Genomic DNA, 25,481 nt, shown 5'->3' with positions numbered 1-25,481 from the left:
GCTTAACGTGGCAGGGTCTTGCGCATCGAGAGCGTGCGCCGCGCGGCATACCAGCGGGGGACGATCGCGACCGCGGCGACGATCGCGAAGAACGGAATCGCCGTCGCCAGCACGTGGCTTCCGGTACCGAGCAGTCCGCTGGACACGGTGGCCGCGAGCGACGCACTTCCGATCTGGAAGAAGCCGACCAGTCCGGACGCCGTGGCGGCGCGCCCATGTTCGCTCGCGATGGCGCCCGAGACGGCGAGCGACAGCGACGATCCGTTTGACAGGCTGACGAGGAACATCGGCATCACGATTGCGATGATGTTTTTGAAGTGCCACGACTCGCACAAGGCGAACGCGATGCCGCCGGCGACGAAGCAGCACACCCCAGCCACGACGATCGAGTCGTAGGACATCCGGTCGAGCATGCGGCGCGAGATCATGTTGGCCGAAATGATGCCGGCGGTAAGCGGCAGATAAAGCCAGCCGCTTTGCTGTTCCGAAAGACCGAGGCCCGAAAAGATGAAGGGCGATTGCGTCAGGTAGACGAACCACGCGCAATAGATTGCACAGACGACGAGCGTATACCGGATGAACACGCGATCTCCGAGCACGTCGGAGAAGCCGGCCAGCGGAACTGCGCGATGTTGGCCCGGCGCGACGGGCGGCCGCGTTTCTTTCAGAAGAAGCTGTACCAGCGCGAGCGCGACTACGCCAAACCCGGCGACGAAAATGAAATCGCTCCGCCACCCGAACCAGGCGGCCAGATATCCGCCAATCGCTGGGGCGATCGCCGGAGACAGCGAGACGAGCGGATACACGATGCTGTAGACCTTTGCGGATTCCTTTTTGTCGCAGGTGTCGGCGATGATTGCGCGGCCGATGACGAGACCGGAAGCCGCGCCGAGGGCCTCGAGCACTCGCCATCCGAGAAAGCTCGCGAAGCCGCCGGCACTGGCGCAGCCGATCGAGCCAAGAATGTACAGAAGGATTCCGACCGTCAGCACGGGTTTGCGCCCCCATCGATCGGAGAGGGGACCGTAGAACAGTTGGGCACAGGCGAGCGCGATCAGGTAGGCCGATACCGTCTGCGGCATCTGCCATGCGCCGATTGAAAATTCATGGGCCATCGATGGCATGGCGGGCAGGTAGACGTCGGACGCGATCAGGCCAAAGGCGCTCAACATTGAGACGACGAGTATGAGTGAGAAGTTGGACATATTCGCTGGGTTGTTGTGGCGAAACGCGTAAGCGGATGGAGATGGCGACGCGCATTGGGCGGCCTTGAGAAAAGGCCGGGGGGATCATACGGCGTACGATGCGGTTCGCGATCAGACGGAGTTGCATCGCTGGGATGCATTTTCGCGGTCGTCGGGGCCGATGCCGGGGAGGCGTGCGAATGACGGAGTTGGGTGTCGCGCCGGTCGCCTGTCAACAGGAATCCGGCGTTGTCTCGAGCGACTTTCGGTCGCCGCGTTTTCGTCCGGCACAACGCGCGTGCGTCTGCCGCGACCGGTCATGAAGCGGCCGGGATGCTGCGCCGAAGGTAATGCAGCCGAGCGCCGCGTCGCGAGAGCGACGCATCGATGCGGGGTTCGCGCGTGGGCCGCCGCTTGCGGGCCGACCCGCCCACGCGCGTGTCAGGACGTCAGAACGACACCGTCGTCGTCAGCGTGACGAGCCGCGGCTCGCCGACCGCAACGATCAGGTTGTTGTTGCTCGACGGGTAGTAGGTCTTGTCGAGCAGGTTCTTCACGTTGAGCTGGAAGCGCGTCGGGAACTTGCCGATCGTCGTTTCGTAGGCCGCGAACGCGTCGACGGTCACGTAGCCGGGCAGCGTGAAGCTGTTCGCGGTGTCGCCGGAGCGTGCGCCGACAAGGCGCGCGCCGCCGCCGAAGCGCCAGCGGCCGGGCAGGTTCGCGATCGCCGTGTCGTACACCGCGAACAGGCTGCCCGTGTGGCGCGCGACGTTGACGAGCGGCGTATTGCTGTCGCGATCGGTCGCGTTCGTATACGCATAGCTGCCGATCACGCTCAGGTGGCGCGTGATCTGCCCCGCGACGTCGAGTTCGATCCCGCGCGAGCGCGCGGTGCCGATCGTCGACGTGATGTCGCCGTTCGTGATCGCGACGTTGCGCTTGTCGATCTGGTAGACCGCGAGCGTGCCCGTGATCGCGGGCTTCACGCTGAACTTCAGCCCGGCCTCGAGCACGCGGCCGTATTCAGGCGCGAGCGGCGCGGCGACGTTCGTTGCGACGTTCGGCTTGAACGAACGGCTCACGTTCGCATACGCGGTCAGCGCCGGCGTGAGCGCATACGCGAGCCCGAACTGCGGCAGCCAGACATTGCCGCGCGAGCGGTCGGCGAACACGAACGGCCGCCCCATCCCCGATTCCTGCTGCCAGTTTTCCCAGCGCAGCCCGCCGACCGCGGTGAGACGCTCGGTGAGCTTCACCGAGTCCTGCACGACCATCGAATATGCATGCACCACCGAGCGCGAATCGCTTTGCTTCGGGTTGGGTATGCCGCCCGGTGCGAGCAGGCCGTACACGGGATCGTAGAGATTGAAGCCCGTCGTCGCCTTGCCGCGAATCGTGTCGCCGCGGAAGCTGCGCTGTCGCTCGTATTCGCCGCCGATGTAGATCGCGTGGTTCATCCCGGCAAGCGTCACGTTGCCGAGCAGGCCGAGCGTCGCGATCTGGTCGGAGTCGTTGCGCCCGAGGTTTGCATCGGACGAGCGCGTCAGCGCGCCGGTCCTGCTGTTGAACGCGGTGGCGCGGGTGATGGTCTGGTCGTAGCGGTCGCGGCCCCAGCCGTAGGTCGCGCGCACGCGCCACGCGTCGGAGAAGCGGTGCTCGATGCGCGCGCGCAGCGTTTCCTGGATGCCGCTGCTCTGCGACCACGCTTCCTCGTAGCGGCGATAGCGCAGCGCATCGTCGAGCTGGCCGTTCACGAGCACGGTGCCGCGATCGAACGGCGTCGTGTAGTCGACGTACTGGTAGCTGACGTCGACCGACGTGTTCGCGTCGTGCCACGACAGCGCGGGCGCGATCAGCGCGTCGCGCTGGCGGCCGAAGCTGCGCCAGTAGCCGCTCGTATCGTATTCGCCGGTCAGCCGGAACGCGAGCGTGCCGCCGGCGACCTGGCCGGGCTTGCCGAGCGGGCCCGTGAGATCGAACAGCGCGCTGCTGCCGCCGTGGCTCGTGCGCGACGCGGAGATCGAGCCGCCGAACGTGTCTTCCGGCTTGCGCGTGACGAGGTTGATCACGCCGCCCGGGTCCTGCATCCCGTAGAGCAGCGAAGCGGGGCCCTTCAGCACTTCGACGCGGTCGATCGTCGCGAGATAGCTGTGCAGCACCGGCGTGCGCACGCCGTCGACGAGCACGGAGCCGTCGTTGTTCGATCCGAAGCCGCGCTTGGTGAACGCGTCGCGCGTGCCGCCGAGCGTGTTCGTCTGCGTGACGCCGCTGATGTTGCCGAGCACGTCGTCGAGCGAGCGCGCCTGCTGGTCCTGCATCACGCTGCTGCTGACCACCGCGACCGATTGCGGAATCTCCTTGAGCGGGCGGTCGCTGCCGCCCGCGATGCTGCTGGTGCGCGGCTGATAGCCGATCGTCGGATCGACGGCCGCCGATGCGTTGACGCTGATGGCCGGCAGTTCGTGTTCGGCGGGCGTCGATGCGGGCGTGGAGGCGGATGCGGACGCAACGGGTTCGGCGGCGTCGGCATGCGCGCCGCTTGCGACGCAAAGAGTGATCAGGGCAGGCAGGCTCGTGCGCCACGGACGAAGGGTCCGGGCGCGGCGGGTTGTTCGACGGGATGGCATGAATCGATGCAGGACGGAGTGCTAAGGATCGTGTCGCGGGCCGCAGCACTGCGCCGCAACCGGGATGCGGATGATATCTGTAATGAGAATTATTTGCAATTGTAATGAGGCGGTCGGCGGCGGGCGGGCCTTGGTTGCCGGGCCGTCGGCCGTCTGCTACCGTAGCGGCCAAAATCAGACGCAGTGAAATTCAATGAGAGCCGGGGGCCGCACCATGTCATCTTCCTGTCACGTCGCGTTCGGCGCGACGCAACGTACCGCACTCGACCTTGCGGGTGGTGAAGTGATCGCAGCCGTGTTCCGCCATTCGAACGATTAAAACGGAAGCGAATTCATCCGGCGTTATGCCGGGCAGCCGGCACCGCGCCGCTTTCAATCACTTCAACCACCAAGCCTGACGGGAGACCACCCAATGAAAAAGATTTCCGCGCCGTTCGCGGCGGCCGCGCTTGCTGCGTGCGCGATGCTGGCGGGCGTTCACCAGGACGCCTGCGCCGCACCGGCGGACGAGCCCGCGATCGACGCGCATTACAGTGCCGTGATCGAGGCCTATACGCAGGACATCGCCGCCGCGAAGACGAAATACGACGGCAAGCGCCTCGCGTTCGTCGGCGCGGTGATCCGGATGGGCAGCGATCCGGGCGGCACGTACTTCGGCGCGCTGACGACCGACGGCGGGCAGTTCGACACGCATTTCGACGCGGCCGACCAGGCTGCGCTGAAGCCGAAATTCCCCGGCGGCGAGATCAAGCCGTTCACGGCGTCCGCGAATTTCCGGTTCAGCTGCGTGAACGAAGGCTATATCGACGCGCCGGTGCTGCCGGGGTTGAAGCTCTCGCATTGCCGGCTCGCCGATTGAGGTAGTGCGGCGGCCGGCGTTCAGAACTTCTGCTGGATGCCGGCCATCACGCCGAGCTGATTCATCCCGGTGCCGACCGTTCCGCCGGCGGCGACCGCGTTCGCGGCCAGCGTGCTGTTGAACATGTAGCCCGCCGACGTATAAACGGTCGTCCGCTTCGACAGGAAATAGTTCGCGCGGCCGACGAGCAGCGTGGCGTTCGTGCCGCCTTCGCTGGTTTCGCGACGCTGCAGGTAGCGTACGCCCTGCAGGTCGAGCGCGAGGTAGGGCGTCGCGTAGTACGTGCCGCCGGCGAACACGATGTCGGCCTGCAGGTGTTGGGCCGCCGCGAGGTTGCGGCGGATCCACCCGGCGCCCAGTTTCGCGGGGCCGAATTTCACGTAGCCGGCGACGATGTCGCGCGTGTCGGTGTACGCCGGATTGTTCAGCGGCGCGAGCGCGCCGCCGCCGCCGCGCATCACGTCGTGCGATGCGGCCAGCCCGAAATTGCTCGCGTCGTAGGCGAGCATCGCCGTGTATTGACGACAGGCGACGATGTCGCCGGGCACCTGTCCGGCGCAGCCCGTCGCCGACGGTCCTGCCGGCCCGGCCGCGTCGCGGCCGAAACTGTAGGTGGCGCCGAGCGTCACGCCGTGGAACGTGCCCTTGTAGCCGATTGCATTGTCGCTGCGCGCGTTCGGCAGATAGGAGTCGAAATTCGCCATCGAATGAATCGACGGACCGATCACATCGGCATTGGTCAGCACGATCATCGACATGTTCATCTGGCGGCCGAGGGTCAGCGCGCCGAAGGGGCTGTTCACGCCCACGTTCGCCTGCCGCCCGAACAGGCGCCCGCCGTAGTTCAGCGCGCCGGTGCCGGGCTGGAAGCCGTTTTCGAGCACGAAGAAGGCCTGGTAGCCGCCGCCGAGATCCTCCGCGCCTTTCAGGCCCCAGCGTGACGGCACCTCGCCGGTCAGCGTCGGCATCCCGGTGAACGACCCGCCGTGCGCGGCGTTGTTGTAGTAGGACACGCCGGTATCGATGATCCCGTACAGCGTGACGCTGCTTTGCGCGCAGGCCGGTCCGGCCAGCGCCATCGCCGTCGCGAGTGCGGCGCCCAGTTTCGTTTTCATGGCTGTCTCCAAACAGTATGTAGATATGCTTATCGATTTTTTTAGTGCCCCGGACATGTCCGGGATACCGACGGGTATCGGCAAGACTGCGGGCGTCGCGCGTTACGGCATCGCCGGATCGCGTTGCCGGTGCGGTGCCGCGGCACGCGCGCCCACCACGGCGACGGCGATCGCCGCGCCGATCATCGGCACGAGGAACGCGAGATAGAGATGAGGCACGGTCCAGCCGTCGTCCAGCAGCGCACCGACCGTCATCGGCGACAGGATCGCGCCAAGGCGGCCGATGCCGACCGCGAGGCCGATGCCGGTCGTGCGGATTTCGGCGGGATACGGCGTCGGCGACAGCGCATACATGCCGGCCACGCACGCATTGATCACGGCACCGAGGAGCACCGCGACGGTCATCCCGATGCCGAGGGAGCCCGTGTTCGCACCGAACACGACCATCAGCGTGCCGCCCAGCAGCAGCGTCGCGCCCAGCAGGTTACGCAGGCCGAACCGCGTCGACAGCAGGCTGAAGAGCGAGGCGCCCGCAATGCCGCCGAGATTGAGCAGCACGCCGCCGGTCACGCCCTGCGACGCCGACAGTCCGGCCTGGACCAGCAGCTTCGGCGTCCAGCTCACAACGAAGTAGAAGCTGCCCATCACGAGAAAGAACGCGATCCACAGCGCGATCGTGCGGCGCGTGAGCGGTGCGCGCAGCACGGCCGTCCAGCTCGACGCGGGGTTCGACGTGTCGATGGGAGCAGTCGCAGCCGGCAGCGTGTCGATCGGCGCGCGCTTCATTCTCGCGAGGATGCGGTTGATTTTCTGCAGCGCGTTGTCCGGACGCCTCGCCAGCAGGAAGTCGAGCGATTCCGGCAGCAGCGCGAGCACCATCGGGATCGCCATCAAAGTCAGGATGCCGCCGAACGCGAACACGCTGCGCCATCCCCACACCGACAGCAGATAGCCGGCGACGACGCCGCCGGCGGTGGCGCCGATCGCGTAGCCGGTCGACTGCATGCCGATCGCGGCGCTGCGCCATTTGTTCGATGCATACTCGCCGCTGATGACGGTCAGGCTCGCCAGCATGCCGCCGATGCCGAGCCCCGTATAGGCACGCGCGACCGCGAGTTGCAGCGTGCTGTGCGTGGCCGCGCAGGCGAGCATCCCGGTCGAGATCACGGCGAGGCAGAGCAGGATGATGCGGCGGCGGCCGACCCGGTCGGCCAGCGGCGCGATCAGCACCGAGCCGATGCCCATGCCGGCCAGCCCGGCACTCAGCAGCAGGCCGATTTCCTTGCCGCTCAGTTTCCATTCGGCCGCCAGGTGCGGCGCGGCAAACGCGATGGCCAGCACGTCGAACCCGTCGAGCATGTTCAGTACGACGCAGGCTGCGACAGCCGTCGTCTGGAACGCGCTCATCGGGGATTCGTCGAGCGTATTGCGGATATTTGCGTTCACGTCAAAGATCCTTCATAAAAAATAGTATGCCTAATTGAATAGGATGAAATCGAAGCCGGCAGTAGCGAATGGGACGAAAACGAATGCGCGGGTTGACGGGCAATCCCAGGTAACGCCCGCCGCGACCGGCAGGCGTCGTTCGCGCGCCGGCGCGATGGTTACGCGGGTTCGGGTTGCAGCAGCAGCCGCTCGATCACGCGCCGTGCGCGATTGGGCCCCGCGTCGACGTGAATGTCGATCTGGTGGCGGCCCGGAAACCGCATCTGATTCCGGTATTGCGCTTCGATCACGGTCTTGTCCTCATCGAACGTCGCCGCGGATTGCTCGATGACCGTTTGCGCGACGCGTTCGACATCGTGTTGCGGATTGGTCGCAACGGTCCAGAAGTAGTGCGTCGTGGTGTCCGTCTCGGGCGTGATGCCGTGGAAGCCGCGCATGTGAAAGCCGCCGCGCGCCGGATCGAGCAGGTCGCCGGTGCCGGCGTCCATCGCGCCGGTCCAGATCCGGATGTGCGACACGTGGAATTCGATTTCCTGCCAGCGATCGACGCGGCCCGCGAACGGCCAGGCGGCGGTGTAGGTCGGTGGCGGGGCGGAATCCGGCATCCGGCGGACCAGCGTCACCGTGTCGCCGTCGGTGCTGACGCGGGTTTCCGCGCCCATGTGCAGCGACGCGTTGCCGCCGATCGTTTTCAGATGGACATAGCCGAGGTGGCTCAGGTCCATCAGGTTGTCGTGAATCAGCTGATACGGTGCGTCGTAATGGTAGTTGCCGCCGCCGAACCGGTATTGCGGATTCGTGTGGAACGCGTAGCGCGGCGGCGCGCAGGTCGGTTGGGCGTGCGCGTCGGCGCCGATCCAGATCCACACGATGGCGTCCTGTTCCTGCACCGGATACGACGATACGCACGCCTTCGACGGAATCCGGTCCTGGCCGGGAATCTCCACGCATGTGCCGCCGCGGTCGAACAGCAGCCCGTGGTAGCCGCAGCGCAGGCCGCGCGCGTCGAGCGAGCCGCACGACAGCGGCAGCGACTTGTGGCAGCAGCGATCCTCCAGCGCGCCGACTTCCCCGGACGGCAACCGGAACAGGACGACCGGGCGGCCGAGCAGGGTGCGGGCGACGGGTTTGTCCGTCAGTTCGGATGACAGCGCGGCGACCCACCATCGGTCGATCGGGAACTTGGCAGTATTGATCGGTGGTCGGGCATCTTGCTCCATTGATCGTCTCCGGTATTGTTGTTGGCCGCCGCGTGTCGGGCGGTCCGTCTACAGGTCGAGTACCAGCAGGTCGGTTCGGGATCGCGAACAGCACGGCATGAACTGGTCGCCGGCCGCTTGTTCCGCTTCCGTCAGATACGAATCGCGATGATCGGGCTCGCCTTGCAGCACGCGCGTCACGCAGGTCCCGCATACGCCTTGCTCGCACGACGTCAGCACGTCGACGCCGTTGGCCGCCAGCGCCGCGATGACCGTGCATTCGGCCGGCACGTCGATCACCTTGCCGCTGCTCGCGATCCGCACCTGGAACGCGCGATCCGTGCCGGACGTCGCAACCGCGCCGCCGAAGAACTCGTAGTGCAGCCGCTCGTCGGCCCAGTTGCGCTCGCGCGCTGCGTTCAGCACCGCATCCATGAAGCCGCGCGGGCCGCATACGTACAGGTGCGTGCCGTCAGGCGCGGCAGCGAGCACGGAGGCCAGGTCGAAGCGTTGCGCGGGGTCGCCGTCGTCGACATGAAAGCGGGCGCGGTCGTTGAACCCGGCTGCGTTGATCCGCTCGACGAAGGCCATGCGATCGGTCGAACGCGCGCAGTAGTGCATGTCGAATGGCATGCCGGACGAAAACAGCCGTTCCGCCATGCAGAGAATCGGCGTGACGCCGATCCCGCCCGCGAGCAACAGGTGGTGCGGTGCGTCGGGGGCGAGCGGGAATTGATTGCGCGGCATGCCGATCCGCACGGTGTCGCCTTGCCGGACTTCGTCGTGAATGGCGCGCGACCCGCCGCGGCCCTCGGCATCGCGCAGCACGGCGATCTGATAGCGATCGCCGTGTTCCGGGTGATTGCACAGCGAGTACTGGCGCACGAGCCCGCCCGGCAAATGCACGTCGATATGGGCGCCGGCGTCGAAGCGCGGCAATGGCGAACCGTCGTCGCTGACGAATTCGAAGCCGCAGATGTCGCGCGCTTCCTGCCACTTGCGGGCCACCCGGACCGTCAGCGTCGCGGCGCTCATGACGCCTCCTTGATGTGCGCGAGCGGAATCACGGGCCGCGGCGGGTTCGACGCGTTTTCATCGGCGAGCAGCCGTTCGATCACCTTGCGCGACAGCACGCCGCCGGCGTCGATGTTGAGCTTGAGCAGCTTGCGGTCCGGCCACTTCTCGAGATTGAGCTGCTGGCGCTCGAGCATCTCGAGATCCTCGGCGAAGATCTTGCCCTGGCCTTCGCGGATCTCGGCGGTCAGCGCGTGATCGTCGGGCCGGAAGTTGCGCGCCATCCCCCAGAAGTACCAGATCGAGGTGTCCGTCTCGGGCGTGATGAAGTCGACCACGATCGACGACGCCTTCAGGTCGGCCGGCGCGTCGTAGCCGCCGTGGCCCGCATGCGCGACGCCCACTTCGATCATCACGTGGCTCGGCGGCGTGAAGCGACAGATCTGCCAGCGGTCGACCGGCACGTCGTCGGCGAGGCCGTTGCCGCGCAGCGCCATCTTCCAGAACGGCGGCGGCATCACGTTCTTCATGAAGCGGCTCGTGACGACTTCGTCGCCATGGCTGGTCGTCTTCGGCGGCGCTTCGTCGATTTCCTTCTGGCCGATGCTCGTCGCATGCACGTAGGTCTCGTGCGTGAGGTCCATCAGGTTGTCGATCATCAGCCGGTAGTCGCAACGGATGTGATACAGGCCGCCGCCGTGCGCCCAGGCCGGATCTTCGGCCCACGACAGCGCGGGCAGCTTGCCGGGATCGGCTTCGGACGCATCGCCCGGCCAGACCCAGACGAATCCGTACCGCTCGACTACCGGGAAGCTGCGGATCGACGGGAATCCGCCGACGCGCTGGCCCGGCATGCCGGCTGTCTTGCCGTTGCAGCCCATTTCCAGCCCGTGATAGCCGCACACGAGCACGCCGTCGCGCACGAATCCCAGCGACAGCGGCGCGCCGCGGTGCGGGCAGAAGTCCTCGAGCGCGGCGGCCTGGCCGTCCGCCGCGCGGTAAAACACCATCGATTCGTTGCAAATCCTGCGGCCCAGCGGCTTGCCGTCGATTTCATCGGGCGTGCACGCCACATACCAAGCGTTCTTGAGAAACACGTTCATCGTCTCCTTCGGGGCGGTGCCGCTGGTACGCGGCAGTTCTTCATTCAGTGTGCTGAATGTGATTCAGTGTACTCATCGAGATTGGCCGGGGCAAGGCGAGCGGTATACTGGTTTTCCCGGGAAATGGCGCGAGGCAGCGCCATGCCGTGAGCGCACGCAACAGCGTGCGCCGCCTACGTCATCGACTCATTCATGGAAAAAACGAATCCCGCCGACGCACCGGCTTTCCCGCTCGATCTGTACGATGAACCCGGGCACCTGATCCGGCGCGCGCATCAGATCGCGGTTGCAATGTTCTACGAGAAGCTGGGCCGGGACGTGACGCCGGTGCAGTACGCGGTCCTGCGGATGCTGTACGAGTGTCCGGGGCTCGATCAGGTGACGCTCGCGCAGCGGGTGGCGCTCGACACGTCGACGACCGCGGACCTCGCGGTCCGGCTCGAAGCGAAAGGATTGATCGTCCGCGAAGTGCTGCCGCGGCGTCAGCGGCGCTTGCTGCTGACGCCGGAGGGCGTCGAACTGCTCACGCACCTGATTCCGTCGGTGAAGGAGCTGCGTGCCGGCCTGCTCGACGGCATGGGCGAGGACGATTCGCAGGAACTGATGCGCCTGTTGCGCAAGTTCGTCCATTTGAACAACGAGCAGAGCCGCGCGCCGCTGCGGGTCGGCGAGGAGTCGTAGCGGCTGATTTCCGCGCGATGGAAGAGCAGATGCGGCAAGGCGGCAGCAGCTTCGCGCCGCCTGCCTGCATTACGGGCGTGACGCTTCCCCTTCCAGCCGCCGCACCGCTTCCGCGACCTCGTTCCTGAAGCGCACGAGCGCCGCCTGTTCCGGCGCGGGCGGCTGCACGGCGGCCCACAGCATGTCGACCAGCTGCGTGGCCATCGTTTCCGTATCGAGCTTGCGGTGTCCGAGGATCGCATCCCACAGCACGTGCTCGATCGGCCCGAACACCATCGAGCGCAGCAGGCTCAGCGGCAGGTCCGCGCGAACCTGCCCGGCCGCCTGGCCGCGCGCGAGCACGTCCATCAGCGGCGCCGTATAGCGGCGCTGCAGCGCGGTGAGCTCGTCGCTCAGCGCATGCTGCTTCGCACGGCCTTCCGACAGCACCAGCGCGCACAGCCCCGTGCCGTTCACGAGCATCAGCCGCAGGTGGGTGCGCACGATGAACGCGAACTGCTGCTGCACCGACGCATCCTGCGGCATCCCGTGCTCGAACGCGGCGATGATTTCGTCGTACCAGTCCGCGATGACGCGCGCGCACAGCTCGCGCTTGCCGCGGAAGTAGCTGAACACCGTCGCCTCGGATACCCCGACGCGCTGCGCGATCTCGGCGGCCGTCGCATGCTCGTAGCCTTTTTCGGCAAACACTTCACGACCGGCGCGCAGGATGTCCTGCACGCGCTGCTGGGATTTGCGCCCGGCGGGCGCGCGCGGCGTGTCGGCGCGGTCGGTTTTGACGGTGGCGGTCATGGTGTCGGCGGTAGCGGCTGTCATGTCGGCATGATATCTGAGTGTCACTCAAAAAACTATTGACGCAGAACCGGGCGAGGCGCGAAACTGTGCAAAATTTCCGCTGTATTGGTAAATGAATCGACGCATTCATTCGATTTGAGCGAAACTCAGAAATCGGTGCGTGCGACACACTTTCTGGAGACGGAGGAGACATGATCAACCTGCCCGGCGTGCAATTCATGCTCGGTGAAGACATCGAGATGCTGCGCGATGCCGTCGCGACGTTCGCGGCGAAGGAAATCACGCCGCGCGCGGCGGAAGTCGACCGCACCGACCAGTTTCCGATGGATCTGTGGAAGAAGTTCGGCGATCTCGGCGTGCTCGGCATGACGGTCGCCGAGGAATACGGCGGCGCGAACATGGGCTACACCGCGCACATGGTCGCGATGGAAGAGATTTCGCGCGCATCGGCGTCGATCGGCCTGTCGTACGGTGCGCACTCGAACCTGTGCGTGAACCAGATTCACCGCAACGGCACCGAAGCGCAAAAGCAGAAGTACCTGCCGAAGCTCGTGTCGGGCGAACACATCGGCGCGCTCGCGATGAGCGAACCGAATGCCGGCTCCGACGTCGTCAGCATGAAGCTGCGCGCCGACAAGCGCGGCGACCGCTACGTGCTGAACGGCACGAAGATGTGGATCACCAACGGCCCCGATTGCGACACGCTCGTCGTCTACGCGAAGACGGACGTCGAAGCGAATGCGCGCGGCATCACCGCGTTCATCGTCGAGAAGGGGATGAAGGGCTTCTCGGTCGCGCAGAAGCTCGACAAGCTCGGCATGCGCGGCTCGCACACGGGCGAGCTGGTATTCCAGGACGTCGAGGTGCCGGAAGAGAACATCCTCGGCCAGCTCAACGGCGGCGTGAAGGTGCTGATGAGCGGCCTCGACTACGAGCGCGCGGTGCTGTCGGGCGGCCCGACGGGCATCATGGCCGCATGCCTCGACGCGGTCGTGCCGTATATCCACGACCGCAAGCAGTTCGGCCAGGCGATCGGCGAATTCCAGCTGATCCAGGGCAAGGTCGCCGACATGTACACCACGTTCCAGGCGTGCCGCGCGTATCTGTACGCGGTCGGCCGCCATCTCGACTCGGCAGGCAGCGACCACATCCGCCAGGTGCGCAAGGACTGCGCGGGCGTGATTCTCTATACGGCCGAGAAGGCGACGTGGATGGCCGGCGAGGCGATCCAGATCCTCGGCGGCAACGGCTACATCAACGAATACCCGGTCGGCCGCCTGTGGCGTGATGCGAAGCTCTATGAAATCGGCGCCGGCACGAGCGAGATCCGCCGGATGCTGATCGGCCGCGAGCTGTTCGCGGAAACGATGTAACGCCCCACGTCACGCGAACGGAGCCCCGTCGATGCCGATCATCGAATCCAGACTGAACCCGCGTTCGGAAGACTTCCGCGCGAACACCGCGGCGCTCGAGGCGGTTGTCGCCGACCTGCGCGCGAAGATCGAACGGCTCGCGCAGGGCGGCGGCCAGGTCGCGCGCGACAAGCACCTGTCGCGCGGCAAGCTGCTGCCGCGCGAGCGCATCGCGCAACTGCTCGATCCGGGCGCGCCGTTTCTCGAGCTGTCGCAGCTCGCGGCGAACGGCATGTACAACGATGACGCGCCGGGCGCGGGCGTCATCACCGGGATCGGCCGGATCGCGGGCCGCGAGTGCGTGATCGTGTGCAACGACGCGACGGTCAAGGGCGGCACCTACTACCCGATGACCGTGAAGAAGCACGTGCGCGCGCAGGAAATCGCCGCGGAAAACCGGCTGCCGTGCGTGTACCTCGTCGATTCGGGCGGCGCGAACCTGCCGAACCAGGACGACGTATTCCCCGATCGCGACCACTTCGGCCGCATCTTCTTCAACCAGGCGACGATGTCGGCCGCGGGAATCGCGCAGATCGCCGTCGTGATGGGCTCGTGCACGGCGGGCGGCGCGTATGTGCCCGCGATGAGCGACGAGTCGATCATCGTGAAGGATCAGGGCACGATTTTCCTCGGCGGGCCGCCGCTCGTGAAGGCCGCGACCGGCGAGGAAGTGAGCGCCGAGGATCTCGGCGGCGGCGACGTGCACACGCGCCTGTCGGGCGTGGCCGATCATCTCGCGCAGAATGACGCGCATGCGCTGTCGATCGCGCGCAACATCGTCGATCATCTCGCACCGAAGATCGCGTCGCCGGTGACGCTGCGCGAGCCGAAGCCGCCGCGCTACGACGCGAAGAGCCTGTACGGCGTGATTCCCGTCGATACGCGCAAGCCGTTCGACGTGCGCGAGGTGATCGCACGCATCGTCGACGATTCCGAGTTCGACGAATTCAAGGCGCGCTACGGCACGACGCTCGTCACGGGCTTCGCGCACATCTGGGGCCATCCGGTCGGGATCGTCGCGAACAACGGCATCCTGTTTTCCGAATCGGCGGTGAAGGGCGCGCATTTCATCGAGCTGTGCTGCCAGCGCAAGATCCCGCTCGTGTTCCTGCAGAACATCACGGGCTTCATGGTCGGGCGCAAGTACGAGAACGAAGGCATCGCGCGGCACGGCGCGAAGATGGTCACTGCCGTGTCGAACGCGAAGGTACCGAAGTTCACCGTGATCATCGGCGGCTCGTTCGGTGCCGGCAATTACGGGATGTGCGGCCGCGCATTCGGGCCGCGCTTCCTGTGGATGTGGCCGAACGCGCGCATCTCGGTGATGGGCGGCGAGCAGGCCGCGTCGGTGCTCGCGACCGTTCGCCGCGACGGCATCGAGGCGAAGGGCGGCGCGTGGTCGACCGACGAAGAGGAAGCGTTCAAGCAGCCGATCCGCGACCAGTACGAGCGCCAGGGCCATCCGTACTACGCGAGCGCGCGGCTGTGGGACGACGGCGTGATCGATCCCGCGCAGACACGCGACGTGCTCGGGCTCGGTCTTGCCGCATCGATGAACGCGCCGATCGACGATACGCGCTTCGGCGTGTTCCGGATGTAACGAGCAAGGAGCGGACGATGCGATACGAAACCATCAAGGTAGCCGAAGCAAACCGCGTCGCGACCGTCACGCTCGCGCGTCCCGACGTGCGCAACGCGTTCAACGAGACGACGATCGCGGAGCTGACCACCGCGTTCGAATGGCTCGATGCGCACGAAGGCGTGCGCGCGATCGTGCTCGCGGCGGAAGGCACCGCGTTCTGCGCGGGCGCGGACCTGAACTGGATGAAGAAGATGGCCGGGTACACGGACGACGAGAACCGTGCCGATGCGCGCAAGCTCGCGCGGATGCTCGAGGCGATCCACCGCTGCGGCAAGCCGGTGATCGCGCGCGTGCATGGCGACGCGTATGCGGGCGGCGTGGGCCTCGTCGCGGCGGCCGATATTGCGATCGCCGCCGACGGCGTGAAGTTCTGCCTGTCCGAAGCGCGGCTCGGGCTGATTCCTGCGACGATCGCACCGTACGTCGTACGCGCGATGGGCGAGCGCGCGGCGCGCCGCTACTTCACGACGGCCGAGGTATTCGACAGCGCGCGCGCCGCATCGCTCGGCTTCATTCACGACGCGGTGCCGGCCAACGCGCTCGACGAAACGGTCGCGAAGCTGGCCGCGACGCTCGTCGCGAACGGCCCCGACGCGGTGCGTGCGTGCAAGCGGCTCGTCGCCGATGTCGCCGGCCGCGCGCTCGACGCGACGCTGATCGAGCAGACCGCCGACTGGATCGCGCGCACCCGCGCAGGCGCGGAAGCGCGCGAAGGGATCGCGGCCTTCCTCGAGAAACGCACGCCGTCGTGGCGTGAATGACGTCGTCGTGACCTACCCTTTCCGGACGAAACCGAAGCCATGTTCGACAAGATTCTGATCGCCAACCGCGGCGAAATCGCGTGCCGCGTCGCCGCGACGTGCAAACGTCTCGGGATCGCGAGCGTCGCCGTCTATTCCGACGCCGATGCGAACGCGAAGCACGTTGCCGCATGCGACGAAGCCGTGCATATCGGCGGCTCGGCGGCCGCGGACAGCTATCTGCGCATCGAGCGCATCATCGAAGCCGCGCGCGCGACCGGCGCGCAGGCGATCCACCCCGGCTACGGCTTCCTGTCGGAGAACGAAGATTTCGCGCATGCGTGCGAAGCGGCCGGCATCGCGTTCATCGGGCCGCCGGTCGACGCGATCGCGGCGATGGGGTCGAAGGCCGCCGCGAAGGCGCTGATGCACGCGGCCGCCGTGCCGCTCGTGCCCGGCTATCACGGCGACGACCAGGACGCGGGCAACCTGCATCGCGAAGCCGACGAGATCGGCTATCCGGTGCTGCTGAAGGCCAGCGCGGGCGGCGGCGGCAAGGGGATGCGCGTGGTCGAGCGCTCCGACGATTTTCCTGCGGCGCTCGCGTCGTGCCAGCGCGAGGCCGCGAGCAGTTTCGGCAACGACCGCGTGCTGATCGAGAAATACCTGACGCGCCCGCGCCACGTCGAGGTGCAGGTGTTCGGCGACACGCACGGCAATACCGTTTACCTGTTCGACCGCGACTGCTCGGTGCAGCGCCGTCATCAGAAGGTGCTCGAGGAAGCGCCGGCGCCGGGCCTGCACGACGACGTGCGCCGCGCGATGGGCGAGGCGGCCGTCGCGGCCGCGCGCGCGGTCGGTTATGTCGGCGCGGGCACCGTCGAATTCATCATGACGGGCGACGCGTTCTACTTCATGGAAATGAACACGCGCCTGCAGGTCGAGCATCCGGTCACCGAGATGGTCACCGGGCTCGATCTCGTCGAATGGCAACTGCGTGTCGCGTCCGGCGAGCCGCTGCCGCTGAAGCAGGACGAACTGCGCGTGCAGGGTCACGCGCTCGAGGCACGCCTTTACGCGGAGAACCCCGCACGCGGCTTCCTGCCGTCCACGGGCACGCTGAAGCACCTGCGGCTGCCGGAGGGCGTCGAGTTCGACATCGGCGCAGCGGTGCGCGTCGACAGCGGCGTGCGCGAAGGCGATGCGATCACGCCGTTCTACGATCCGATGATCGCGAAGCTGATTGTTCATGGCGCGGACCGCACGGCAGCGCTGGGCCTGATGCTGCGCGCGCTGCGCGCGTGCGAGGTGGTCGGCCTGCACACGAACGCCGCGTTCCTGCAGCGGATCGTCGCGTGCGAGCCGTTCGCGACGGCCGATCTCGACACGGGCCTGATCGAGCGCAACCACGACGCGCTGTTCGCACCGCAACAGCCGCCGCGCGCGACGCTCGCGCTCGCTTGCGCGGCGCTGCTCGCGCGCGAACGCGGCCCGGCCGCACCGGGTGCATCGCCATGGGGCGCGCTGCCGGACTGGCGACTGAACGGCGGTTATCGTCGCACGCTCGAATGGCATGCGGTCGATCGCGACGCTGACGTGACCGTCGCGTACGAAGACGACGGCGCCGTTGCGCGCATCGCGTCCGGCGACGCGGCCCCACAGCCGTTCGCGTGGACGCGCGGCGCAACGCCGCTCGATTTCGATGTGACGCTCGGCGGCGTGCGCAGCAGCGGCCGCGTGTATGCGGACGGCGACACGTTCCATGTGTTCACGCAGGGCGCGGCCGAGACGTTCGAATGGCGCAACCTGCTCGCGCATGCGGGCGACGCCGAACAGGGCGGCGGGCGTTTGACCGCGCCGATGCCCGGCAAGGTGATCGCGGTGCTGGTCGAACCGGGCCAGAAGGTCGAAGCCGGCACGCCGCTGATCGTGATGGAAGCGATGAAGATGGAGCACACGATCGGCGCGCCGGGCGCGGGCATTGTCGCGGAAGTGCTGTACGGCGTCGGCGACCAGGTCGCGGATGGCGCGCAGTTGCTGATGATGGCGGAAGGCTGATCGACGCTTTCGCTGTGCGCGGGCCGGCGGCTGCCGGCCCGTGAAAACCGCTTCGCGAATCACCGCACGCAGGTGGTTGCGACAGGTACTGCTTCGATTGCGTCGACACGCCGGCGCCGCACGAATCTTTCGATCGAATTACGTTTTGCCGGCGAAATCCATACTTCCGTCGAACGCGTGGCCCGTTGCGCCACACCCTCCCGCCGCACGTCCATCTCCACTCGACACCGTCGTGTAACAAGTCGAACATAGCATCTCGCCGTCGATATGACCGACGCGGGTTCGCGTCCGTGTCACTTCATCACGTCCACGGAGATACGTTATGCGAACGTCGGCCCTACGGCCTTTCGCGGTCGCCGGCCTGGTCGCGCTGATAGCACTCCTCAGCGCCTGCGGCGACGACCTGAATGCAGACCCTGCGCCCGTCGCGCAGCAGAAGGCCGCCTGCGGCGGCGCCGCCGTCGCCACCGCGCAGATGCGCTGCCCGCCGGGTTTCACCGCGCCCGCATCGTCGCCCGCTTCCTGATACCGGTCGTTCCAACCAGAAATCCAATCGAGAGCAACCAGCATGGCCACTCATTCGCGACGCGATTTTCTGAAGTTCTCCGCCGGCCTCGCCGGCGCGACCGCCGCCACCGCACTGCTTCCCGAATCGATCCGCAAGGCGCTCGCGATCGAGCCGAATACCGTGACGGGCACGATCCAGGATGTTCAGCACATCGTCGTGTTCATGCAGGAAAACCGCTCGTTCGACCACTACCTCGGGCACCTGAGCGGCGTGCGCGGCTATAACGACCGCTTCCCGGTCACGCTGCCGAACGGCAAACCGGTCTGGTTCCAGCCGCGGCAGGAGGACAAGGCGGGCGTGATCGCGCCGTTCCGCTACGACACGACCAACCCGGGCGTGAACGCGCAGTGCATCGGCGGCCTGCCGCATACGTGGGCGACGACGCACGGCGCGATCGACAACGGCCGCGCGGACCAATGGGCGGTGCAGAAGTCCAACATGACGATGGGCTACCACGTCCGCGACGACATCCCGTTCCACTACGCGCTCGCGGATGCGTTCACGGTGTGCGACAACTACTTCTGCTCGATCCCGGGCAACACGCACCCGAACCGCATGTACCTGATGACGGGCATGGTCGATCCGCTCGGCACGGGCGGCGGCCCGCTGCTCGACAACACCGACTACATCGACAACCAGTTCGACAAGATCAAGTTGCCGCCCTTCAGTTGGACGACCTACCCGGAGCGGCTCGAACAGGCCGGCATCTCGTGGCAGGTCTACCAGCAGGGTACCGGGTTCGACAACTTCACCGGCAACTACGGCACGAACATGCTGGCGTGCTTCGACAACTTCGTGAATGCGCCGGCCGGTTCGTCGCTGCAGACGCGCGGAATGAGCACGCGCCCGATCACGCAACTGAAAGCCGACGTGCAGGCGAACGCGCTGCCGCAGGTATCGTGGCTGCTGCCGCCCGCCGCGTATTCGGAACACCCGAAGTTCACGCCGCTGTACGGCGCCTACTACCTGTCGACGATCCTCGATGCGCTGACGTCCAATCCGGACGTATGGAGCAAGACCGTCCTGCTCGTCATGTACGACGAGAACGACGGCTTCTTCGACCATGTCGTGCCGCCGCAGGCGCCGACGCTGCCGGGATCCGGCATGAGCACCGTGGACGTGTCGCTCGAGCGGCACAACGTCGTGACCTCGACGCAGACCGGCACGTATACCGCCGACAACCTGCCGTACGGCCTCGGCCCGCGCGTGCCGATGTTCGTCGTGTCGCCGTGGTCGAAGGGCGGCTTCGTCTGCTCGCAGGTCTTCGATCACACGTCGGTGCTGCAATTCATCGAGAAGCGCTTCGGCGTGATGGAAACGAACATCTCGCCGTGGCGCCGCGCGATCTGCGGCGACCTGACGTCGGCGCTCGACTTCTCGAAACCGGATGCGACGCTGCCGACCTTGCCGAGCACGCAGGCGTATGTCGCGCAGGCGGACCTGCAATGCTCGCGTGCGTCGTCGCAGACCGCGCCGGCCAGCACCGCGCAGCAGGTCGTGACCGCGCAGGAACCCGGCACGCGGCCGGCGCGCGCGCTGCCGTACGAACTGCACGTCACCGGCCAGCTCGGCGCGCAAGGCTACGCGCTGACGTTCGCGAATACCGGCACGCAAGGCGCGCACTTCTGGGTCTATACGGGCGACGCCACCGCGATGCCGCGCCGCTACACAGTCGAAGCGGGCAAGCAGTTGACCGATACGTGGGCGCTCGACGCGAACGGCAACTACCTGGTGAGCGTCTGGGGCCCGAACGGCTATTTCCGGCGCTTTGCGGGGTCCGCTGCCGCGGACGCGGCCGCGAAGCCTGAAATCACCGCGTGCTACGACGCCGCGAACGGCGACGTTTACGTGACCTTCGCCAATGCGGGCAGCAGCGCGCTGACGGTCACGGCGACCGATGTCGCGTACGGCGGGGCGGCGCGCACGCTGACGATTCCAGCGGGGCAGCGCGTCGAGGCGCACTGGGATCTGTCGTGCAGCAGCCACTGGTACGACCTGCAGTTCGCGGTTGCGGGGAATGCGGGCTGGATGCGCCGCATCGCGGGGCACGTCGAAACCGGCAAGGCCAGCATCACCGATCCGGCCGCCGTCGCGCCGACGATCACGGCGATCTGACGGCAAGCGGCCGGCGCGGGCGCCGCGGTTTCGATTCCGAAGCGGCGGCTTCAGCACAGCGGTCCGTCGTCGTGCGCCATCGTTGGCGCGCGTGGCGGACCGCATCCCGTAGTAATGCACGATGTAGCTGTCCGCGCGGCGAAACAGCCAGGGCGTGTTGAAGCTGACGAGATCGGCCACGCCTTCGCCGTGCAACTGCCCGTCACGCTCCATCGCGCGAATGAAATGCAGCTGGTCGCCGGCGATTCGCTAGAATGCCCGGTTGCCGCCGCAGCTTGACGCGGGCGGCGCTTCGCGCGCTACACTGCGTTCATTCCATTCCCATCCAACCTTCCATCCCGCCGACGATGACGTCTCCTGTCCTGAACGGCCTGCGCATCGGTATCACGATCGGATTGCGTGCCCCCGACGAAAGCCTGTGGATCAACGGCATCAAGCAGAACGCGCTGTTTCTCGCGAAGCTGTTGATGGCGTCGCCGCACGGCTACCGCGTGACGCTGGTCAACACGACCGACGTGCCACTTACCGACGCGCTGCCGTGGGATCGCGCCGTGTACGACACGCGCGCGTTCGCCGACATGAAGGATTCGCTCGACGTGGTGATCGAGCTCGGCGGGCAGATCGACGGCGAGCAGACGGCCTACCTGAAAGCGCGCGGCGCGAAGCTCGTCAGCTATTGCTGCGGCGTCGAATACATCAACGCGATGGAGTCGATGCTGTTCGGCCGCCGGCTGTGGGACACGCTGTTCATCAACCGCGGCTACGACGAGGTGTGGGCGATCCCGCAGATCGCGCCGTCGTCGCTGCCGTTCCTGCAATCGCTGCGCCGCTGCCCGGGGCGCGTCGTGCCGTTCGTGTGGGATCCGATGTTCCTGAGCGCACGCGCGCAATCGCTGCCGGAGCACGGCGAATACCGGCCGCGCAGCGAGCCAGGCAAGCGACTGACGGTAATGGAGCCGAACCACAACGTCGTGAAGTTCTGCGTGTATCCGATGCTGATCATCGACGAGGCGTATCGCCGCGACCCCGATGCGATCTGCTTCACGCACGTGACGAACGCCGATCGCCTCGCGCACGACAGCCCCGAGTTCGTGATGCTGATGAATTACCTGGACATCGTGCGCGCGGGCAAGGCGAGCTTCGTCGGGCGCTTCGATACGCCGTTGTTCCTGGCCGACCTGACCGATATCGTCGTGTCGCATCAATGGTCGAACCCGCTCAACTATTTCTATTTCGACGTGTGCTGGCAGGGCTATCCGCTTGTGCACAACGCGAGCCTCGCGCCCGATCTCGGCTACTACTATCCGGACAACGACGTGCAGCAGGGCGCCGATGCGCTGCTGCGCGCGCTGCATACGCATGACGACGACTGGGAAGCGTACACGCGGCGCCAGCGCGACATCCTCGGCCGCTATACGTCGGCGAATCCCGCACTCGTCGCCGAATACGATGCGCTGCTCGCGAACCTGATCGGCGCGACGGCCGCATAAGGCCGTTTTTTCGACGCGCTTGCCCGCTGCGCCGCGGGCCGCCACCGGCGGTTGTCCCACCCTGATGTCTGACGAATTAATGCCCTTAAAAAAGAAACCGTCGAACCCGTTCGGGTCGACGGTTTTTGAAGGCACGAATTTGACGGCTCCGAGGGAAGTCCGTCGAAAACAAGTTTATAGGTTAACAAGTCGGAAAGATTGTTAAATTTGTTTCGATAGATAATCATCATATAATTAAAATTGATATTATTGATTCGAGGCGGTTTGATTCTGTTTTGAAATTAAATAATTTCGTCTGAAAATGGAAAATTGCATGCTGCGACGATCGAATGATCGCGCGGCGGCGGTTTTCAGCGGGTGATGGCCCGGGCCACTGGCCACGGCGGTTGGCTTGGCATCGAGTGCGGGCGGCGCTTCATCGCACCGGCATTTATCTGATCAATTGAGAAATTCCCGATTTTAGAGGCTGGCATATCGCGGAAAATCGATTCGGATGAAGTTGTTTCGACGAAAAAGACAAGCGGTTTCCGGATTGGGTTTCCGTCATTTGCGTTGTGTAACCTGTCGCACTGTCGGTGTCGTGCATACATGTTGTATTCCCAGTAACTGAATATCATTGAAAATATCGAATTTGACGGCGCGCCGAAGCGATAAGTACGCTCCCGGAAAAGATCGACATAACAGGATGGGCCGGGTAGGCGGCGGAGCGCGCCATGGTCGGTTCGCTCCGCATGTTTGTTGAGGTCGAGCCGTCTTCGGCGGCTCGCCATTTGCCGGAGCGCCGGATGAATGCGGTCGAAGCTCGCCTGGAGGCGAATCGGGAAGCGAATCGTGACGAAATCGATCTCGTGTTCGGCGCACCCGACGATCATCCCGACCTCGCGTCGGTACGCAGTTTCGTGGAAAGCCGGCTCGGGTTCGCGCACGAGCCGGTGTGCCGATCCGACCTGTCGGGCGGCGTGCTGTACCAGGAATGCCTGGCTCGGTTGCGCTGGGGCGAGCGCGATGTGCTGCCGCCGGTCGCGTTCCTGCCGCGCCTCGAGGCGCTCGGGCTGATGCGCTGGTTCGACCGGCTCGTGGTGAGCCGGACGATCGACGGGCTGCGCGCCGATCCGGGCGCCGTCTACGGGTGCAACGTCGCGGCGGCGAGCGCGGTCGTCGACGATGTGTGGCTCGCGATTTTCAGGCGGCTCGAGCGCGAACCGTCGGTCGCGGCGCGTCTGGTGGTCGAGATCACGGAGACGGGGCCGCTGAATCCCGTCGCGGGCCGGTCGTTCGTGAACCGCTTCCGGCAGGCCGGGTGCCGGATCGCGATCGACGATTTCGGCGTCGGCTTCAGCGCCGTGAACAATCTGGTGGTCGGCAATCCCGACATCGTGAAGCTCGACCGGTCGGTCCTGTCGATGATCAAGCGCAACGCGATCGGGCGCTACCAGTTCCGCAGGCTGATCGCGTTCGCGCATGAAGGCGCGCGGCACGTCGTCGTCGAAGGCGTGGAGAACGAGATCGACCGGCAGATCATCGTGGATGCCGGCGTCGCATGGGCGCAGGGCATCCGTTTTACATGGCGGCCGCCGGCCGCCGCGTGACGGCGCGGGAACAGGCGGGCGGCATGCGTGATGCGCGCCGGAGTCGGTTGGGGCCGGCGCGTAGCCGGGATGAATCGCAAAGGGGCGTGGACATGGCGGAGACGAAGACTGGAGGCGGAACGGGCACGCAGGCGACCGATGCGCGCGACCTGGTCGCGCTCGCCGAGCTGGCCGACATGCTGTGGCAACTGGGTGCCGAATCGACCGATGTGCCGATCGACGTTGCACCGTATCTCGACGGCCTGAAGGCGGTCGCGCGCCGCATTCGGCGGATGACGCCGCTCGACGCCAACGGCCGCGAGCTGGCGGCGCGGCACTATTACGCGGGCGTCATCGCGGGCGCGTGCGGCGACGAATCGGCGATCGCGCGCGGCGTGTCCGACAGCCTCGTGAAGCAATCCGGCGGCGCAAGCCGGCCGGCGGCCCGTTGCTTCGCCGTGCTCGCTCGCACGGGGCGGCGGCATGGCCGCGCATTCGCCGCGCAAAGCGGCGCTCGGGTGCTGGTGTAGCGCATCCGGAGTGTGTACGGGCCGGCATGCGGCCGGCTTCGACATCGTCCGGGCCCGGCCAGCCTGCCGCCCGGACGCTCAACAAATCGATCGATCCATTCCGACGCCGCCGAGCACGAGCGCCATCGCGCGGTCGATCGCGTCGTATGGGCAGGGGCGTGCGCGAATGCGGTCAGCCGGGCGCGCGGCCGGCGAACAACTGCTGGATCTGCGCGGAATACGCGCGGACGTTGTGTTCGGCGAGCGTGTCGACCTGGTGCAGGCAGCGGCGGGCGGCCGCCGCATAGTCGTCGAGCCGCGCGTCGTGCGTTTGCGCGGCGGTCGTGATCGCGCGCGCCGCGTCGAAGATCTCGAAGTCCGGATAGTAGTAGCCGACGTCGCGCAGGAACGGCGAGTTGTGCACGAGCGGGTAGTTGCCGTACAGCGCGTCGTACAGCAGGTAGTTGAGGCCGTTTTCCCAGTGATGCGACACGACGATGTCGGTGTGATGCGCGGCCCACGCGACGAACGGCGCGCGCACGTCGGCCGTCGCCTTGCCGTCGCGCACCATCTCTAGACCGAGCGCGAGATGCTTGAAGGCGACGTTCTCCTTCTTGTCGAACGTGTTGGTCATGTACACGTGCTCGACGAGCTCCGGATGCTCGACGTAGCACGCGTTCGCGGCGAGCATCGGCACGATCGAACTCTTCACGACGTTCAGGTTCGGTTCGAAGAACGCGATGCGCTTTGCCGGGCCGTGATTCCGGTAGCCGAAGCGGGCCTTCAGTTCGGGGTCGGCGTCGAGGCTGCGCTCGATGAAATACGGCGACCAGATGTGCGGCAGCTCGATCACCGGCGCGCGATACACGGCCTGGAAATAGGCCGCGCAAGTATGCATGTGCTGCGGGTTGGTCCAGATCTCGTCGAACTGCACGCGGTGCGGGTTCGGCCGCCAGTCGTTCTTCTCGAAGTTGATCGTCTCGACCGCGATCACGTAGTCGTTGCCGAAGCGGTACGACACGCACTTGCCGCCGCGCCGGCGCACGACGTCCGTGTGCGACGGGTCGATGAACGCGTTCATCTCGATCAACAGGTCGGTCTGGTGGACGACCGACGACAGCGGCCGCAGCGCGTCGCCGAACGCGTCCATCATCAGCGCCTGCGGATAGTCGGTGACGCCGTCGTCGTGCGCGAGCCAGACCTCGCCGATCAGCGGCGACTGCTTCAGCAGCATGTACAGGTACACGCAATGCTGGTTCGCGCCGTTGTACCAGATCGACTGCGTCGCGTCGCGCTGCACGTTCATCGTTATCGCGACATTGAGTTTCATAGCGGCTCCGTGAGGCGGGCGGTGCG

Annotated in this window: 20 protein-coding genes and 1 pseudogene; 11 read left to right on the top strand and 10 right to left on the bottom strand. The window is 66.2% G+C overall.

Annotated elements, in window-relative coordinates; translation table 11 throughout:
• Nucleotides 1–2: 2 nt before the first annotated feature.
• Both ACPUER_RS17880 and ACPUER_RS17875 read right to left on the bottom strand, forming a co-directional pair.
• Nucleotides 3–1,205, bottom strand: coding sequence for a multidrug effflux MFS transporter (locus ACPUER_RS17880; RefSeq protein ID WP_310143432.1), 1,203 nt, complete (start codon nucleotides 1,203–1,205; stop codon nucleotides 3–5).
• A 428-nt stretch (nucleotides 1,206–1,633) separates the two neighbouring features.
• A complete protein-coding gene (locus tag ACPUER_RS17875; RefSeq protein ID WP_425131731.1) occupies nucleotides 1,634–3,811 on the bottom strand; it encodes a TonB-dependent siderophore receptor in 2,178 nt (725 codons plus the stop codon).
• Nucleotides 3,812–4,223: 412 nt separating this feature from the next.
• Here ACPUER_RS17875 and ACPUER_RS17870 point away from each other — a divergent pair, with 412 nt between their 5' ends.
• Complete coding sequence (locus ACPUER_RS17870; RefSeq protein WP_310143429.1) at nucleotides 4,224–4,670, top strand: hypothetical protein; 447 nt, start codon at nucleotides 4,224–4,226, stop codon at nucleotides 4,668–4,670.
• 20 nt (nucleotides 4,671–4,690) lie between these two features.
• Here the strand turns inward: ACPUER_RS17870 and ACPUER_RS17865 are convergent, their stop codons facing one another.
• The 5 genes from ACPUER_RS17865 to ACPUER_RS17845 all read right to left on the bottom strand — a co-directional run bounded on the left by ACPUER_RS17865 (nucleotide 4,691) and on the right by ACPUER_RS17845 (nucleotide 10,541).
• Nucleotides 4,691–5,785: a porin gene (locus ACPUER_RS17865; RefSeq protein ID WP_310143427.1), complete on the bottom strand. Its 1,095-nt coding sequence runs from the start codon at nucleotides 5,783–5,785 to the stop codon at nucleotides 4,691–4,693.
• 102 nt (nucleotides 5,786–5,887) lie between these two features.
• Nucleotides 5,888–7,231: an MFS transporter gene (locus ACPUER_RS17860; RefSeq protein WP_425131730.1), complete on the bottom strand. Its 1,344-nt coding sequence runs from the start codon at nucleotides 7,229–7,231 to the stop codon at nucleotides 5,888–5,890.
• Nucleotides 7,232–7,389: 158 nt separating this feature from the next.
• Nucleotides 7,390–8,451: a Rieske 2Fe-2S domain-containing protein gene (locus ACPUER_RS17855; protein ID WP_425131729.1), complete on the bottom strand. Its 1,062-nt coding sequence runs from the start codon at nucleotides 8,449–8,451 to the stop codon at nucleotides 7,390–7,392.
• Nucleotides 8,452–8,499: 48 nt separating this feature from the next.
• Nucleotides 8,500–9,465 carry a PDR/VanB family oxidoreductase gene (locus ACPUER_RS17850; RefSeq protein ID WP_425131728.1) on the bottom strand — a complete coding sequence of 322 codons (966 nt, stop codon included), beginning with the start codon at nucleotides 9,463–9,465 and terminating at the stop codon, nucleotides 8,500–8,502.
• A complete protein-coding gene (locus ACPUER_RS17845; protein WP_425131748.1) occupies nucleotides 9,462–10,541 on the bottom strand; it encodes a Rieske 2Fe-2S domain-containing protein in 1,080 nt (359 codons plus the stop codon). Before ACPUER_RS17845 ends, ACPUER_RS17850 begins: the two co-directional genes overlap by 4 nt.
• Before the next feature lie 198 nt (nucleotides 10,542–10,739).
• Between ACPUER_RS17845 and ACPUER_RS17840 the strand changes: the two genes are divergently transcribed.
• The gene (locus ACPUER_RS17840) at nucleotides 10,740–11,228 is read left to right on the top strand and encodes a MarR family winged helix-turn-helix transcriptional regulator (protein ID WP_175962127.1); all 489 of its coding nucleotides are present in this window, start codon (nucleotides 10,740–10,742) and stop codon (nucleotides 11,226–11,228) included.
• Between the two features lie 69 nt (nucleotides 11,229–11,297).
• Here the strand turns inward: ACPUER_RS17840 and ACPUER_RS17835 are convergent, their stop codons facing one another.
• Complete coding sequence (locus ACPUER_RS17835) at nucleotides 11,298–12,044, bottom strand: TetR/AcrR family transcriptional regulator (protein ID WP_175962128.1); 747 nt, start codon at nucleotides 12,042–12,044, stop codon at nucleotides 11,298–11,300.
• 170 nt (nucleotides 12,045–12,214) lie between these two features.
• On the opposite strand from ACPUER_RS17835, the gene ACPUER_RS17830 reads away from it, so the two are divergent.
• The 6 genes from ACPUER_RS17830 to ACPUER_RS17805 all read left to right on the top strand — a co-directional run bounded on the left by ACPUER_RS17830 (nucleotide 12,215) and on the right by ACPUER_RS17805 (nucleotide 20,558).
• Entirely contained in the window at nucleotides 12,215–13,396 is a 1,182-nt protein-coding gene (locus ACPUER_RS17830) for an isovaleryl-CoA dehydrogenase (protein WP_034180867.1), read from the top strand.
• A gap of 31 nt (nucleotides 13,397–13,427) precedes the next feature.
• Complete coding sequence (locus ACPUER_RS17825; protein WP_425131727.1) at nucleotides 13,428–15,035, top strand: carboxyl transferase domain-containing protein; 1,608 nt, start codon at nucleotides 13,428–13,430, stop codon at nucleotides 15,033–15,035.
• A 17-nt stretch (nucleotides 15,036–15,052) separates the two neighbouring features.
• A complete protein-coding gene (locus tag ACPUER_RS17820; protein ID WP_425131726.1) occupies nucleotides 15,053–15,838 on the top strand; it encodes an enoyl-CoA hydratase/isomerase family protein in 786 nt (261 codons plus the stop codon).
• 39 nt (nucleotides 15,839–15,877) lie between these two features.
• Nucleotides 15,878–17,875, top strand: coding sequence for an acetyl-CoA carboxylase biotin carboxylase subunit (locus tag ACPUER_RS17815; RefSeq protein ID WP_425131725.1), 1,998 nt, complete (start codon nucleotides 15,878–15,880; stop codon nucleotides 17,873–17,875).
• A gap of 322 nt (nucleotides 17,876–18,197) precedes the next feature.
• Nucleotides 18,198–18,401, top strand: a complete 204-nt coding sequence (locus ACPUER_RS17810) for a hypothetical protein (RefSeq protein ID WP_034180863.1) — start codon at nucleotides 18,198–18,200, stop codon at nucleotides 18,399–18,401.
• A gap of 42 nt (nucleotides 18,402–18,443) precedes the next feature.
• On the top strand, nucleotides 18,444–20,558 hold the full coding sequence (locus ACPUER_RS17805; protein ID WP_425131724.1) for a phosphocholine-specific phospholipase C: 2,115 nt from the start codon (nucleotides 18,444–18,446) through the stop codon (nucleotides 20,556–20,558).
• 50 nt (nucleotides 20,559–20,608) lie between these two features.
• Here the strand turns inward: ACPUER_RS17805 and ACPUER_RS17800 are convergent.
• Nucleotides 20,609–20,798, bottom strand: a pseudogene (locus ACPUER_RS17800) (galactosyl transferase GMA12/MNN10 domain protein); the annotation flags it as partial.
• A gap of 107 nt (nucleotides 20,799–20,905) precedes the next feature.
• Here ACPUER_RS17800 and ACPUER_RS17795 point away from each other — a divergent pair.
• The 3 genes from ACPUER_RS17795 to ACPUER_RS17785 all read left to right on the top strand — a co-directional run bounded on the left by ACPUER_RS17795 (nucleotide 20,906) and on the right by ACPUER_RS17785 (nucleotide 24,146).
• Nucleotides 20,906–22,048 carry a DUF2827 domain-containing protein gene (locus tag ACPUER_RS17795; RefSeq protein WP_310143407.1) on the top strand — a complete coding sequence of 381 codons (1,143 nt, stop codon included), beginning with the start codon at nucleotides 20,906–20,908 and terminating at the stop codon, nucleotides 22,046–22,048.
• Nucleotides 22,049–22,833: 785 nt separating this feature from the next.
• The gene (locus tag ACPUER_RS17790) at nucleotides 22,834–23,637 is read left to right on the top strand and encodes an EAL domain-containing protein (protein WP_425131723.1); all 804 of its coding nucleotides are present in this window, start codon (nucleotides 22,834–22,836) and stop codon (nucleotides 23,635–23,637) included.
• Nucleotides 23,638–23,729: 92 nt separating this feature from the next.
• A complete protein-coding gene (locus tag ACPUER_RS17785) occupies nucleotides 23,730–24,146 on the top strand; it encodes a hypothetical protein (RefSeq protein ID WP_425131722.1) in 417 nt (138 codons plus the stop codon).
• A gap of 172 nt (nucleotides 24,147–24,318) precedes the next feature.
• Here the strand turns inward: ACPUER_RS17785 and ACPUER_RS17780 are convergent, their stop codons facing one another.
• The gene (locus tag ACPUER_RS17780; RefSeq protein ID WP_425131721.1) at nucleotides 24,319–25,455 is read right to left on the bottom strand and encodes a DUF2827 family protein; all 1,137 of its coding nucleotides are present in this window, start codon (nucleotides 25,453–25,455) and stop codon (nucleotides 24,319–24,321) included.
• Nucleotides 25,456–25,481: the final 26 nt, after the last annotated feature.

The sequence above is a fragment of the Burkholderia sp. DN3021 genome, from assembly GCF_049805555.1.
Taxonomy (GTDB): Bacteria; Pseudomonadota; Gammaproteobacteria; order Burkholderiales; family Burkholderiaceae; genus Burkholderia; species Burkholderia pyrrocinia_C.
This window is presented reverse-complemented; position numbering and strand designations above follow the sequence as displayed.

What these genes read in the sequence shown, in the direction of transcription:
- ACPUER_RS17850 (WP_425131728.1), bottom strand. Translation starts at nt 9,465, where the DNA reads ATGAGCGCCGCGACGCTGACGGTCCGGGTGGCCCGCAAGTGGCAGGAA.
- ACPUER_RS17795 (WP_310143407.1), top strand. Translation starts at nt 20,906, where the DNA reads ATGACGTCTCCTGTCCTGAACGGCCTGCGCATCGGTATCACGATCGGA.
- ACPUER_RS17785 (WP_425131722.1), top strand. Translation starts at nt 23,730, where the DNA reads ATGGCGGAGACGAAGACTGGAGGCGGAACGGGCACGCAGGCGACCGAT.
- ACPUER_RS17825 (WP_425131727.1), top strand. Translation starts at nt 13,428, where the DNA reads ATGCCGATCATCGAATCCAGACTGAACCCGCGTTCGGAAGACTTCCGC.
- ACPUER_RS17810 (WP_034180863.1), top strand. Translation starts at nt 18,198, where the DNA reads ATGCGAACGTCGGCCCTACGGCCTTTCGCGGTCGCCGGCCTGGTCGCG.
- ACPUER_RS17805 (WP_425131724.1), top strand. Translation starts at nt 18,444, where the DNA reads ATGGCCACTCATTCGCGACGCGATTTTCTGAAGTTCTCCGCCGGCCTC.
- ACPUER_RS17880 (WP_310143432.1), bottom strand. Translation starts at nt 1,205, where the DNA reads ATGTCCAACTTCTCACTCATACTCGTCGTCTCAATGTTGAGCGCCTTT.
- ACPUER_RS17875 (WP_425131731.1), bottom strand. Translation starts at nt 3,811, where the DNA reads ATGCCATCCCGTCGAACAACCCGCCGCGCCCGGACCCTTCGTCCGTGG.
- ACPUER_RS17780 (WP_425131721.1), bottom strand. Translation starts at nt 25,455, where the DNA reads ATGAAACTCAATGTCGCGATAACGATGAACGTGCAGCGCGACGCGACG.
- ACPUER_RS17835 (WP_175962128.1), bottom strand. Translation starts at nt 12,044, where the DNA reads ATGACAGCCGCTACCGCCGACACCATGACCGCCACCGTCAAAACCGAC.
- ACPUER_RS17870 (WP_310143429.1), top strand. Translation starts at nt 4,224, where the DNA reads ATGAAAAAGATTTCCGCGCCGTTCGCGGCGGCCGCGCTTGCTGCGTGC.
- ACPUER_RS17840 (WP_175962127.1), top strand. Translation starts at nt 10,740, where the DNA reads ATGGAAAAAACGAATCCCGCCGACGCACCGGCTTTCCCGCTCGATCTG.
- ACPUER_RS17790 (WP_425131723.1), top strand. Translation starts at nt 22,834, where the DNA reads ATGAATGCGGTCGAAGCTCGCCTGGAGGCGAATCGGGAAGCGAATCGT.
- ACPUER_RS17820 (WP_425131726.1), top strand. Translation starts at nt 15,053, where the DNA reads ATGCGATACGAAACCATCAAGGTAGCCGAAGCAAACCGCGTCGCGACC.
- ACPUER_RS17855 (WP_425131729.1), bottom strand. Translation starts at nt 8,451, where the DNA reads ATGGAGCAAGATGCCCGACCACCGATCAATACTGCCAAGTTCCCGATC.
- ACPUER_RS17830 (WP_034180867.1), top strand. Translation starts at nt 12,215, where the DNA reads ATGATCAACCTGCCCGGCGTGCAATTCATGCTCGGTGAAGACATCGAG.
- ACPUER_RS17815 (WP_425131725.1), top strand. Translation starts at nt 15,878, where the DNA reads ATGTTCGACAAGATTCTGATCGCCAACCGCGGCGAAATCGCGTGCCGC.
- ACPUER_RS17865 (WP_310143427.1), bottom strand. Translation starts at nt 5,785, where the DNA reads ATGAAAACGAAACTGGGCGCCGCACTCGCGACGGCGATGGCGCTGGCC.